Raw genomic sequence first — 13,096 nt, 5'->3', positions numbered from 1 at the left:
TATCGTCGCTACGGCGAGGTTATGGCGTCGACCGATGGAACGCAACCGTATCGTCGTGACGAGGCGCGGCTATGCTCTGTGCATGACCACCGACCCCGCCCCCTCCGCCCCCGCCCGTCGTGCTCCGGCCGGCGCCGCCGTCCTGCGCGAGGACGTGACCGAGGCGATCCGCGACGCGGTGCTGGAGGAACTGGCGGCGGTCGGCTTCTCCCGGATGTCCATCGAGGGCATCGCGCGGCGCGCCGGGGTCGGCAAGACCGCCGTGTACCGCCGCTGGAAGTCCAAGCTCCACCTGGTACTGGACCTGATCGGCGCCTTCGCGGCGGACGGCCTGCCGGTCCCGGCGACCGGCTCGCTGTACGGCGACGTACGCGCCCTGCTGGAGGTCATGTCACACGTGCTGCGGCACCCGGTGGCATCGGCGGTGATCCCCGACCTCCTGGTCGAGGCGTCCCGCAACCCGGAGATCGCCGAAGCGGTCCGCGGCGCCCTCCTGGACGGCCAGCACCGCATGGCGCAGGGCATCGTCGCGGACGCCGTCGCCCGCGGCGAACTCCCGGCCCGGATCAGCCCCGACCACGCCCTCGACCTGCTGATCGGCCCGCTCTACTGGCGCCAGGTCGTCGTCCGCGACGCGGTGACCCCCGCCCACCTGGACACCCTGGCCCACCAGGTGGTGGCCGCCCTGAAGTCGCCCACGGACCCGGCGTGAGCGGTGCCGGCCATCCGCAGCGGGCCGGGCCCCAGGCCTACAGCCTGCTCACCGTCGACGCCGTCGGGCCCGAGGTCATGGTCCTCGCGCTCGCCGGGTGTTTCGCCGTCGCGGTCGGGGAGGTGGACGTCGCCGCTGCCGACGACGACCCCGACGACCGGAACTGGGACGCGCCCGTCTCCTGCGAGCACCGGGCGGTGTCCGGTGACCTCGCGTGGTCGCTGGACGTCTACGCCGATGAGCGCGTCGCCGAGCCACCCCTCGAGTCCGCTCTCGCCGTGAGGTTCGCGAGGGCCGCGGGGACGACCGTTCTGTTCCCCGCCTCGGAGGCACCACCCAGCGCCTACTGGGTGGCGACGCCGGAGGGCCTGCTCACCCGCGCCAGGCTGGAGTTCTCGGACGAGGAACCGCACCGCCGAACGGTCACCGCCGTCGAGGCGCCCGTGGCGCGGTTCCCGCGGGCGACCGTGACCCGCTTCGCCGAGATCGTGCGGGAGCAGCGGCCGGCTACCCCGCTCGCCGACGCCTTCGCGGCCGCGTCGGCGAGGACCGCCCTCCACGACGGCACCGGCGGCCCCTTGTGGTCCGCGAAGGGCTGCCTGGTGGCATGGGAGAGGTTCATCGTTCAGATGGAATCCGGGTGGGCGCCCTCGGGCTGGTACCCGCCCGAGCTCTATCGCGAGCGGCTCGAGGCGCGTGACCTCCTCGCGGACCTCGGGAGCCGCCTGCCCGCCGAGGTGACGGCCCTGCTCGACGAGGCCCTGCAACAGCTGGACACCCGCTTCGCCGCGGCGGCGGACGGGCGGGGGCGGCTCTGACTACGGCCGGACGGGAGCCAGGGCCGGTTGCGCGGTGGTGGCCGGTGGGGGTGCGGGGGCCGGGTGGCGGTCCGGGAGGGGGACGACCGGCGGGACCGGGGTGGGCTGGCCCAGGAAGACCCGGCGGACCACCCGCTCCGCCGCGTGGCCGTCGTCGTAACTGCAGAAGCGGGCGCGGAACGCGGAGCGCAGCTGCGCGGAGCGGGAGCCCCGCCAGTGGCCCGTGGTGAAGATGTCCACCAGCTCGTCCTGGGTGCGGGCGATCGCGCCCGGCGGGCACGAGCGCAGGTCGAAGTACGTGCCGCGGGCCGCCTCGTACGCCTCCCAGTCGTCCGCGTGGATCACGATCGGCCGGTCCAGCGCCGCGTAGTCGAACATCAGGGACGAGTAGTCCGTGACCAGCGCGTCGGAGGCCAGGCACAGCTCCTCCACCGAGGGGTGGGCGGAGACGTCCAGCAGGCGCGGGTGGGGCTCCCACGGGCGGTCGGGGGCGTTCGCGTACGTCAGATGCGTGCGGAACAGCACCGTGAAGCGCGGGCCCAGCTCCTGCAGGAGCCGCTCGAAGTCCAGGTGGTCGGGCCGGCTGCGGCGGTAGTCGCGGTGGGTGGGCGCGTACAGGATCGCCGTCGAGCCCGCCGGGATCCCCAGCCGCTCGCGCAGCTCCAGCACGTCCGAACGGGTCGCCCGGTGGAAGACGTCGTTACGCGGGTAGCCGTATTCGAGGGTCGTGTAGGAGGACGGGACGGCCTTCTCCCAGACCAGCGTGGAGTGCCGGTTCGAGGAGAGCAGGTAGTCCCACTGGTCGGCGCCGCGCAGCAGCCCCGCGAAGTCCGTGGTGGGGGTGGCCGCCGGCCGGTCCTGGAGGTCGAGGCCGACCCGCTTGAGCGGGGTCCCGTGCTGCGTCTGCAGCAGGACCTGGCCGGGCCGCTTGACCAGCGCACGGTCGAAGTTGACGTTCGTGACCAGATATCCCGCCCGGGCCAGGGCGCTCCAGTACGCCGCCGAACCCGGCCGCAGCGCCACCGTCTCCCGCGGGAGCGTCGCCGCGTGCGCCGGGTCGCAGATCCACGCCGTCCGCATCCCGGGCGCCAGTTCCCGCAGTTTGGCCTCGATCGCCGCCGGGTTGCAGGCGTAGCCGCCGTGCCAGTACGCGGAGAAGACCGCGAGCTCCGGGCGCAGCGGAAGCAGCCGCTGGATCCGGTAGTGCAGCCGCAGCGCGGACTCCCCCAGGCCCCGCCGCAGCGCCGAGGCGGCCCGGCCCAGCGCCAGTCCCGCCGAGCGCAGCTCCGACAGCAGCCGGTAGCAGCGCCGGGCGCCCAGCCGCATCAGGGCGTGCCGGATCCGGTCGGTCCGCGACAGGGACAGCGGCAGCGAACCGCGGGCGCCCGGGGCGCGGTGGCGGCGCAGCAGGGCGGAGGCGCGGGCGAAGAACTCGGCCCGGCCGGCGCGCGGGAGGCGGCGCGTGTCGGCGTGGACGGCGCAGAAGTGCTCGGCCATCCGGCGGTGCAGGGTGGAGCGCCAGCGCTCCAGCTCGGGGCGCCCGGCGAGGTAGCCGAAGACCCGGTCGTACTGGTCGAAGATCTCCAGGTGGCGGGAGGTGGAGGTGGTCGGGACCGATCCGGTGCGCCGCCGGCGGTAGTGGACGCAGACCCGGTCCAGCACGGCGACGGACTCCGCCGCCAGCAGCGCCGGGTAGGTCCAGGGGGTGTCCTCGTACAGTCCCGGCGGGAATTGAAGGCCCTCGCGTTCGACGTACTCACGGCGGTACGCCTTGTTCCACACCACCGTCGGCATCGCGAGCAGGGCCGGGCGGTCTGCGAGCCGGAAGCTGGCCGGACCCTCCTCGGACAGCCGGTGCGAGAGCCGGCTGCGCACCACTTCCCCGGTCCAGTGGACGCGCGCGTGGTCGTAGATCAGGACGTCGGGGGAGCCGGTGGCCTTCAGCCGGTCGGTGAGGGCCTGCAGGGCGCCCGGGACGAGGGTGTCGTCGCCGTCGAGGAAGATCAGGTAGTCGCCGGTGGCCCGGGCCAGGCCCGCGTTCCGGGCCGGTCCCAGCCCCAGGTTGTGCGCGAGGTGCACCGCGGTCACCCGGGGGTCACGGGCCGCGTACTCGTCGATGATCGCACCGCAGGCGTCGGGGGAGGCGTCGTCGACCGCGATCAGTTCCAGGTCCGGGCAGGACTGCGTCAGGACCGAGTCCAGACTCTCCCCGAGAAAGGCCTGGACCTTGTACGCGGGCACGATGACGCTGAACCGGGGCACGGCACATCCAGGGGTCGGCGCGGGCATTCCGCCCAGGAACCCCCGGCGTGGCGGCCGGGTTACGCGGCGTGCGGCATTCGGGTTACGGAGCGTCGACGCCGCACGTGGGGCGCGGGGCGCGGGGCTACTTGACCGCGCCGGCCATCACCCCCGTGACGAACTGCCGCTGGAAGGCGAAGAAGACGACGAGCGGGACCACCATCGACAGGAACGCGCCGGGCGCCAGCACGTCGATGTTGTTCCCGAACTGCCGTACCTGCTGCTGGAGGGCGACCGTGATCGGCGGATGCGCCGAGTCGGCGAAGACCAGCGCGACGAGCATGTCGTTCCACACCCACAGGAACTGGAAGATGCCGAGCGAGGCGATCGCCGGACCGCCCAGCGGCAGCACCACCCGGGTGAACAGCCGCAGTTCACCCGCCCCGTCGAGCCGGGCCGCCTCCAGCAGCTCGCGCGGGATCTCCGCGAAGAAGTTGCGCAGCAGGAACACCGCGAAGGGCAGCCCGAAGGCGGTGTGGAAGAGCACCACGCCCGCCGTGGTCTCGAACAGCCCGATGGTGCCGAAGAGTTCCGACACCGGGATCAGCGCCACCTGCACGGGTACGACGAGCAGTCCGACGACGACGAGGAAGAGCCAGTCCCGGCCGGGGAACTCCAGCCAGGCGAAGGCGTATCCGGCGAACGCGCCCAGGGCCAGCACCAGCAGGGTCGCCGGCACCGCGATCGCGAACGTGTTCAGCAGGGAGCCGGTGATCGTCTCGTTGGCCAGCAGCCGCTCGTAGTTCTCGGCGGTCAGCCGCGAGGGCGCGCCGAACACCTGCCACCAGCCGCCGTCGTTCAGGTCGGTCGGGGCGACGAGGGAGGAGATCAGCAGGCCCAGGGTGGGCAGCAGCCAGAAGAGCGCCGCCACGACCAGGAAGAGGCGCACGGCCCCGCCGGCCAAGCCGCCTGCGGCGCGCCCGGCCCAAGACGTCGCACGTCCGGTCCGCCGGGCCGGGGCGCCCGCGGAACCCGGACTGCCCTGCCCGGCCGCTCCACCGCCGGGCAGGGCGCCGTTCTCACGGACGGGCGGGCGGAGTTCTCGCCCCGGGTCCGGCGCCGCACCGGAACGGCTCATCGGGCCCCCTCCTTCCGCAGACGGCGGATGTTCACGAGCATCACCGGAATCACCAGCACCAGCAGCAGCACGGCGATGGCGCTGCCCAGCCCCGGATCGGCGTCGGTCCCGAAGGACGTCCGGTACAGCTGCAGCGCCAGTACGTTCGCGTCGTCCTGGACCGCGCCCGGCGCGATCACGAAGACCAGGTCGAAGATCTTCATGACGTTGATGACGAGCGTGACGAGCACGACCGCCAGCAGGGGAGCCAGCAGCGGGACGGTGATCCGCCGGAACACCTGCCACTCGTTCGCCCCGTCCACCCGCGCCGCCTCCAGCAGCTCGCGCGGTACGGCAGCCAGCCCCGCCCCGATCAGCACCATCGCGAACCCGGCCCACATCCACACGTACGCCCCGATGACCGCCGGGGTGACGAGCGCCGGCCCGAGCCACTGCACCCCGCCGTACGCCTCCCGGAAGTTCATCGCGGGCAGCCGCAGCAGGGCCCCGTCGGCCTTCGCGGACAGGGTGAAGGTGCCGTCGGCCCGGGCCGTCGCCGTATCGACGACCCGGCCGTCCCTCACCGCCTCGATCCGCATCCCGGCGAAGCCCTGCTCGCTCGGGTCGACGACGTTCGTCGCGCCGCCCCCGCCCCGGGTGAAGTCCTGCCATACGGTGCCGGTGACCTCCCCCGGCACGGCCGCCGCGGTGCCCGCCGTACGGGTTCCCCCGGGCAGCGACTCCGGGGCCACGCCCACCAGCGGGAGCAGCACCGGGACCCCGGCGCGCACCGGCTCGCGGGTCACGAAGGCGCCCCCGCCGGCGTCCGTCAGCGGCGAATCACGGCCCGGCCGGGCCTTGGGGAAGGCCGAGGACTGCGCGAAGGTGTCGTGGACGCCGACCCAGACCGCGTTGGCGACGCCGCGGCCCGGGTCGTGGTCGTAGACGAGCCGGAAGATGATGCCCGCCGCCAGCATCGAAATCGCCATCGGCATGAACACCAGCAGTTTGAACGCCGTTCCCCAGCGCACCCGTTCGGTGAGCACCGCGAAGATCAGCCCGAGGGCGGTGGCCGTGGCCGGGGCGAGCACCACCCACACCGCCGTGTTCTTCAGGGCGGTGCGGATGCCGTCGTCGGCGAAGATCTCCCGGTAGTTGTCGCCGCCGACGAACACGTCGCCGGAGCGGTCGAAGAAGCTGCGGTAGAGGGAGTAGCCGATCGGCTGCACGACGAGTGCGCCGAGCAGCACGAGGGCCGGCAGCAGGAACGCCGCCGCCACCAGGCGGCGGCGCCGTGCCTCGGCGGACGGGCCGTGCGCGGCGGAGGCCGTCACGGGGATCAGTTCCCGTAGGCCTTGGCCGCGTCCGCCTCCAGTTTCGCCTGGGTGCCCGCCACGTCGGAGGGGTTGGCCAGGAAGTCCTGCAGCGCCTTCCACTCGCCCGCGCCCGGGGTCCCGCCGAAGGCCGCCGGTGCCTGGTCCGACATGTCGAAGCGGAAGTCGTCGCCCGCCGCGATCAGCGACTTGGCGATGCCGCGCTGGATGTCGTTCGGGTACACCGCCGGGTCGACCGACTTGTTGGGGGAGAGGAAACCGCCCTCGCGGGCCTGGATCTGCGCCGCGTCCGGCGACGCCAGGAAGGTCAGCAGCGCCTGCGCGCCCTTCGACGGCTTCAGCGCGACGGCCACGTCACCGCCCGAGACCACCGGCGCCTTCGCGCCGACCGCCGGGAAGGGGAAGACGAGGGCGTCCTCGCCGATCTTCGCCTGGGTCTGCGCGATGTTCACCGCGACGAAGTCGCCCTCGAAGACCATCGCGGCCGCCGGCCGGTCGCCTCCCGTGAAGGTCTGCGTCACCGACTTCGGGAACTCGGTGGCCAGCGCCCCGCTCGTGCCGCCCGCCAGGAAGTCCCGCCGCCCGAACAGCTCGCCGAGCGTGGTCAGGGCCTGCTTGACGCTGTCGTCGGTCCACTTGATCTCGTGCTTGGCCAGCCGGTCGTACTGCTCCGGGCCGGACTGGGAGAGGTAGATGTTCTCGAACCAGTCCGTGAGGGTCCAGCCGTCCGCGCCCGCCACCGAGACCGCCGGGGTGCCCGACGCCGACAGGGTGTCCGCCGCGGTGATCAGTTCCTTCCAGGTCTTCGGCGGTTTGACGCCCGCCGCCTCGAAGGCCTTCGCGTTGTACCAGATCAGCGACTTGTTGGCGGCCTTGTAGTAGACGCCGTACTGGGTGCCGCCGACCGCGCCCAGCGACTTCCAGCCCGCCGAGTAGTTCTTGTCCAGCTGCGCCTGCGCCTCCGGGCCGACCGGCTGCGCCCACTTGTTCTGCACCGCCGAGACCAGCGCCCCGACCTGCGGCAGCAGCGCCACGTCCGGCGGCGCCCCGCCGGCGATCTTCGTGCCGAGGAAGGTGACGATGGGGTCCTGGGCCGGGACGAAGGTGACGGTGGCCCCCGTCCGCTTCTCGAACTCCTTGAGGACCTTGGTGAAGTTCTCCTGCTCGGGGCCCGTCCAGACCGCCGCGACCTGGAGTTTCTCGCCGTCCAGCCGCGGTAACTGCACCCCGGGCGAGGCCGTGCCGCCCTGGGGCGGCCGGGGCTCCTTCTCGGCGTCGCCGCCGCACGCGGTCAGCGCGAGTGCGCCCGCCGCGGCCAGCGCCGCCCACCTGAGATGCGTACGGCTCGTTCCGTGCTCGCGCATGGCTCTGCCCCCGATACCCGTGGTGTGTCCCGGACCACAAGGTCTACGCCGACCTGCGCGGCCCCGCAATACCGCGTCGCGGTGACGGGCGCGAGGCGGTACCGGCTCCGGGGCCGGCTCAGGGAGCCGGCGGGAACAGCACGGGTATCGCCGAGACCAGGTGCGCGGCCCGGTCCAGGGCGCTCGCCAGCAGCGCGAGGTCGGTCGGGCCGTTGCCCAGCTCGCGCACCGGCCTGCGGGCCGGCGGATCGCCCATCCGCTCCCACTCCACGGGCACTACCGTCGGCCGCAGGGTCGCCGTCCGGGGGATCCGCCCGGTGACCCGGCCGGCCTGGAACGGGACCGTACGGCCGTCCGCGAAGCGCAGCACGCCGCGGCCGGGCCCCGGCTGGTCCGGCGCGTCGAGCTCCACCCGAAGGGGCGCCATCCGGGCCGGACCGGTGTCCGCCGTACGGTCCGGGCGGGAGGTGCTCGCCACCAGGTGCACGCCGAGCCGGGCGCCGTCGCGGGCCACCGCCTCCAGCGCCCGGACCACCGAACCGGCGGCGGGGCGGCCCGCGCTGCCCAGCCCGGGCGCGACCAGCGCGTCGAGGTCGTCCACCAGCACCACCAGGCGGGGCAGCGGGCTCGGCCCGACCGGATCCGTCCGGGTGGCCGCCGCGCGCAGCCGGAGCGTCCCCGTCCGTACCGGCTCGCCGTGGCCCGGCGAGCCGGAGGACGGCCCGCCGTCGCCGCGGACCTCGCCCGGGGCGGGCCGGCGGGGCGCCACCATCCGGCCGGACACCTCGCGCTGCGCGTGCCACTCGGCGAAGGGCACGCCGTCCAGCAGATCGGCGCGCCGCTTGAGCTCCGCGCCCAGCGCCTGCGCGAACTCCCGCATGCGCAGCGGATCGGAGGCGACCAGGTGGGCGCAGACGTGGGGCAGCTCGGTGCAGGGCAGCAGTCCGTCGCCGCGTTCGCCGCCCGCCCCGTCGAGGAGGAGCAGCCCGAGCCGGTCGGGCCGGGCGCCCGCGGACAGCGACGCGGCCACCGAGCGCAGCAGCTCGGTCCGCCCGCTCCCGGCGGGACCCTCGACGATCAGGTGCGGGCCGTCGTGGACCAGCTCGGTGCCGACGGGGCCGCGCCGTCCGCTGCCCAGCACGATCTCGGCCAGGCCGCCCTGGCCCTGCCCCTGGTCGGTGGCGGCCGCCCAGCGGGCCATCAGGGAGGCCGGAGTGGCCCGGGCCAGCCCCAGCTCGTCCAGCAGCCGGGCCGTGGCCGGCAGGGTGGCGGCCGTGGGGCGGCTCGGCCCGCCGGCACCGCCGTCGGTGGGCCGCAGGGGTGCCAGCGCCCGGGCGAACCGCTCGGCCCAGGCCGTGGAGACGGCGTCGGAGACGGCCGTGGCGCCGGTGGGGACCGGTCGGCCGCCGCGGACCTCGAAGGTCCGTACGGCCGTGGCCACGTCCCCGCTGAGGAGGGCGACGGCACCGCAGTCCCGGAAGGCCGGGGTGGCCGCGCAGGCGGTCTCGTAGGTGTCGGAGACGGGCGAGGCGGGGGTGGCGGCCGGGGCCTCGGCGAGCGCCAGGACGTGTATCCCGGCGGCCGGGCCGTGCGAGGCGAGCCGGCCGGTGATGTCGCGCAGCGCGCCGGTGCCGGGGTCGCCGTCCAGCACCAGGAGCGTGTACGGGCCCGCGTGGGCGCCGGCCGCCTCGCGGACCTGTTCGGCGGGGGCGCTCGCCCAGTGCGCGCCGAGCGGGCCGTCGTCCAGGCGCCGGGTCAGCTCGGCCGTGCGGGCGGCGGCCTGGTCACGGTCGTAGGCGAGGAGCAGACGGCAGTCCTGGCCGTGCGCGGGCCGTACGTGGGGCAGCCAGCCCAGCCAGCCCCAGTCGCGCCGCCGGTCGGCGAGCGGCCGGGCCCGGTCGGCGCTGACGAGCACGATCTCCAGCTGTCCCGGTGCGTGCAGCCCCGCGAGCTGCGCGACCACCCAGCGGGCGGCCCCGGACAGCCGGGGCCGCGGGCCGGCGATGCCGAGGGCCCCGACGGCGGGCAGGGACACCCGGCTCCCGGCGCCGAGCCCGACCTCCAGCAGCGCGTCCCGGCCGGCCGGCCCGGAGGTACGGGACCACAGGCGGCCGGTGGGCCCCATCGCGGCCAGCAGCAGCGCGGCCGGGTCGTCGGGGTGCGGCGCGGCGGCGGTGACGACGGTCTCCGGCAGGGCCTCCGCGGCGTCCTCGCCGCGCACCCATTTGCGGGCCCACGCACCGAGGCCCTTACGGCGGCCGGAGCCGGGCCGGGCGCCGTCCGGTCCGGCCGCGCCGGGGGCGCCGGAGGGGTCGGAGGGGTCGGAGGAGCCCGGGAGGGCCGCGCCCGTCGCACCGGCCGGTCCGTACGGCCCGGCGGCCTGGGCGGGCGGGCCGGAGGAGCCCGGTGGCGTGCCGGGGGCGGCGGCCTGCGCGGCCTGGGCGGGCAGGCCGTACGCCCCGGGACCGGGGCCGGCCGGGCCGCGGGCGCCCGCCGCCGTCCCGGGGGCGTCGGGCAAGGCACCCGTGGGGCCGCCGGGGGTGTCGTGCGCGCCGGGTGCGGCAAGGGCCAGGTGGCCCTCCTGGTCGGGGGTCACCGGCAGCGAGGGCGTGCCCGCGGGCGCCAGCCGCAGGGTGGACTCGCCGACCCGCAGCAGGGCTCCCGGAGGCAGGGCGACCGGCTGGGCGCCGACCGGGGAGCCGTCGAGGGTGGTGCCGTTCGTCGAGTTCAGATCGGCCACGGCGACCCGGCCGTCGTGGACCACCGTCACCGCGCAGTGCATCCGGGAGACGTCGGGGTCGTCCAGCGGGACGTCGGCGTCGCCGGACCGGCCCACCCGGATCTGCCCGCCGTGCAGCAGGTGCACCCCGCCCGCGTCGGGTCCGGCCACGACGTGCAGCTGGGGTGCGCCCAGGCCGTCCTCGGGCAGCACGTCCGGCATCGGCGCGTGCAGCGCCAGCACCGCACCGTCCACCAGCGGCGGTTCGCCCAGCACCCGCCGCTGGAGGTCGAGGCGCTCGGAGCCCGCGTACAGCACGACCGTGCCCCCGGTGTCGGGGCCGCCGACGGTGGCCGCGAGTCCGGAGGCGACCGCGGCCAGCGCGGTACCGACGGGCGCGGTGACGAGCACGTCACAGCTCGCCGGGGCGGTCGCGGCCTGGTGGCCGCTGCGCGACCCGAGGACGGTCAGCCGGATCTGCATCGCCGTCAGCGGTCCCTTCTGCGCGGTGCGCGGTGCGTGCGCCCGGCAGAGGACCCCGTGACATGACTGCCCGATCGCCCCCGCCCGGCACGGACGCGTCGTCCGGTCAGGTCTGCCCGGAAGGCGCGGCTCCCGTCCCGTGCCGTTCCGTACGGGTGCATCCTCGCACCTGTCGCGGACAACACGCCCGGCACCCGGCAAGAAATGATCTTGATCTGTCGTGGGGTGCGCCGGGGGCCGATCGAATCCGGACCGCGAGCGGGGGAAACAAGGTGAAAATCGCCTCCGGCATACCCCGAAAACGTCACCCTCCGTACATATGTGCGGCAACCAACCTCCGGGGACCCGCGTCTTCCCGGGGGACACCCCCTAGAGTGGGCCGGAAAACCCACTCGACGGATCGACCACAGCAGACGACAGCAGGGGAGCGCGAGACGTGCGGCCAGTCGGCAGTAAATACCTGCTCGAGGAGCCGCTCGGGCGCGGCGCCACGGGTACCGTCTGGCGCGCCCGCCAGCGGGAGACCGCCGGTGCGGAGGCCGCCGTCGCGGGACAGCCCGGCGAGACCGTGGCCATCAAGGTCCTCAAGGAGGAGCTGGCCCAGGACGCGGACATCGTCATGCGCTTCCTGCGGGAGCGCTCGGTCCTGCTGCGCCTGACGCACGCCAACATCGTGCGCACCCGTGACCTCGTCGTCGAGGGCGACCTGCTCGCCCTGGTCATGGACCTGATCGACGGTCCGGACCTGCACCGCTACCTGCGCGAGAACGGCCCCTTCACGCCGGTCGCCGCCAGCCTGCTGACCGCCCAGATCGCCGACGCGCTCGCCGCCAGCCACGCCGACGGCGTCGTGCACCGCGACCTGAAGCCCGCCAACGTGCTCCTCGACGAGCGCGGCGGCCAGATGAAGCCGATGCTGACCGACTTCGGCATCGCCCGCCTCGCCGACTCCCCGGGCCTGACCCGCACCCACGAGTTCGTCGGCACCCCGGCCTACGTCGCCCCCGAGTCCGCCGAGGGCCGGCCCCAGACCTCCGCCGTCGACATCTACGGCGCCGGCATCCTGCTCTACGAGCTGCTCACCGGCCGCCCGCCGTTCGCCGGGGGCACCGCGCTCGAAGTGCTCCACCGCCACCTCAGCGAGGAGCCGCAGCGCCCCTCGACCGTGCCCGAGCCGCTCTGGACGGTCGTCGAGCGCTGCCTGCGCAAGGAGCCGAACGAGCGCCCCAGCGCGCAGAGCCTGGCCCGCGCCCTGCGCGTGGTGGCCGCCGGTATCGGCGTGCACTCCTCCGCCGTCGACGTGGAGGCCGCGCTCGGTGTGGGCGCCCTCCTCGCGCCCGACCCCTCGCCCGCCCCGGTTCCCGAGACCCCCGGCGCCGCGGACCCCACCCAGGTGCTGCCGTCCGGGGCGGGCTCCCCGGCGGGCGCCTACGACCCGAACGCGATGACCAGCGTCATGCCGCCGGTCGGCGCCGCCGACGCCACCTCGGTGCTGCCGAGCACCGGGGGCCCCGGCGCCGACCCGACCTCGGTCATGCCGCCGGTGCAGCAGCCGGACGCGCCGCACCCGTGGCAGACGCAGATGGCGGCCGCCCGCGACCGCAACGAGCAGACGCAGATCCAGTACCTCGACCCGGAGGACGACCCGCTGCGCCGCCGCCCGCAGCGCCAGGCGCCCCCGCCGCCGCAGCACCGGCCCCAGCAGCCGCCGCAGTACCGGCAGGGCCCGCCGCAGCAGCAGTACCAGCAGCCGCAGCAGCCCCAGTACCGCCAGCCGCAGCAGCCTCCGCAGCAGCAGTACGCGCCCCCGCCCCCGCCGCCGCAGCACTACCAGCCGCAGCAGCGCCAGCCCCAGCAGTACCAGCAGCCGCAGCAGCCCCAGTACCGGCAGCCGCAGCAGCCCCAGCAGGCCCCGCCGCAGCCTCCGGCCCCCCGGGAGCCGCGCGAGCCGCGCCGCCGCAGCGCCAACCCGGTGCGGATCCCCGGCCTCGGCTGCCTCAAGGGCTGCCTGGTGCTGATCCTGGTGTTCTTCGTGGCGGGCTGGCTGATCTGGGAGCTCACCCCGCTCCAGGAATGGGTCGGCACCGGCAAGGGATGGTGGGACCAGGTCTGGGCCTGGGGCTCCGGAGTGGTCGACTGGGTCACGACGATCGGGGACGCGGCGAGCTCGGGCTCCTCCGGCCCCGCCAACCCCTGAGACGGGGCCCGTAGCGACGACTTCGTGGATTTGTCGACATCCGGGACGTGATTTCGCCCCCAGAAGTGAAGGTCGTCGCGAATCGGGCCCCCTGCTGGCCTCCGAAGCCCG

The 13,096-nt window shown here is 75.0% G+C and carries 8 protein-coding genes; 3 read left to right on the top strand and 5 right to left on the bottom strand.

Annotated elements, in window-relative coordinates; translation table 11 throughout:
* Nucleotides 1-82 precede the first annotated feature (82 nt).
* Nucleotides 83-712 (top strand): TetR/AcrR family transcriptional regulator, encoded by a 630-nt coding sequence (locus NRK68_RS13220; protein WP_183065682.1) that lies wholly within the window; start codon nt 83-85, stop codon nt 710-712.
* Entirely contained in the window at nt 709-1,530 is an 822-nt protein-coding gene (locus tag NRK68_RS13215) for a hypothetical protein (RefSeq protein WP_257855850.1), read from the top strand. Before NRK68_RS13220 ends, NRK68_RS13215 begins: the two co-directional genes overlap by 4 nt.
* On the opposite strand, the gene NRK68_RS13210 is transcribed toward NRK68_RS13215, so the two are convergent.
* From NRK68_RS13210 to NRK68_RS13190, 5 genes are all read right to left on the bottom strand, one after another.
* Nucleotides 1,531-3,819: a bifunctional glycosyltransferase/CDP-glycerol:glycerophosphate glycerophosphotransferase gene (locus NRK68_RS13210; protein ID WP_257855849.1), complete on the bottom strand. Its 2,289-nt coding sequence runs from the start codon at nt 3,817-3,819 to the stop codon at nt 1,531-1,533.
* 97 nt (nt 3,820-3,916) lie between these two features.
* On the bottom strand, nt 3,917-4,909 hold the full coding sequence (locus NRK68_RS13205; RefSeq protein WP_257855848.1) for a carbohydrate ABC transporter permease: 993 nt from the start codon (nt 4,907-4,909) through the stop codon (nt 3,917-3,919).
* Nucleotides 4,906-6,222, bottom strand: a complete 1,317-nt coding sequence (locus NRK68_RS13200; RefSeq protein ID WP_257855847.1) for a carbohydrate ABC transporter permease — start codon at nt 6,220-6,222, stop codon at nt 4,906-4,908. The genes NRK68_RS13205 and NRK68_RS13200 overlap by 4 nt, the downstream gene beginning before the upstream one ends.
* Nucleotides 6,223-6,227: 5 nt before the next feature.
* Complete coding sequence (locus NRK68_RS13195) at nt 6,228-7,586, bottom strand: ABC transporter substrate-binding protein (protein ID WP_183065678.1); 1,359 nt, start codon at nt 7,584-7,586, stop codon at nt 6,228-6,230.
* Between the two features lie 118 nt (nt 7,587-7,704).
* On the bottom strand, nt 7,705-10,788 hold the full coding sequence (locus NRK68_RS13190; protein WP_257855846.1) for an FHA domain-containing protein: 3,084 nt from the start codon (nt 10,786-10,788) through the stop codon (nt 7,705-7,707).
* A 436-nt stretch (nt 10,789-11,224) separates the two neighbouring features.
* Between NRK68_RS13190 and NRK68_RS13185 the strand changes: the two genes are divergently transcribed.
* Entirely contained in the window at nt 11,225-12,985 is a 1,761-nt protein-coding gene (locus tag NRK68_RS13185) for a serine/threonine-protein kinase (protein WP_257855845.1), read from the top strand.
* The last annotated feature ends 111 nt before the right edge of the window (nt 12,986-13,096 follow it).

The sequence above is a fragment of the Streptomyces yangpuensis genome, assembly GCF_024666385.1.
GTDB classification, from domain to species: Bacteria; Actinomycetota; Actinomycetes; order Streptomycetales; family Streptomycetaceae; genus Streptomyces; species Streptomyces yangpuensis.
Note: the sequence above shows the minus strand (reverse complement) of the source record. Positions and strands in the feature narration are given on the sequence as shown.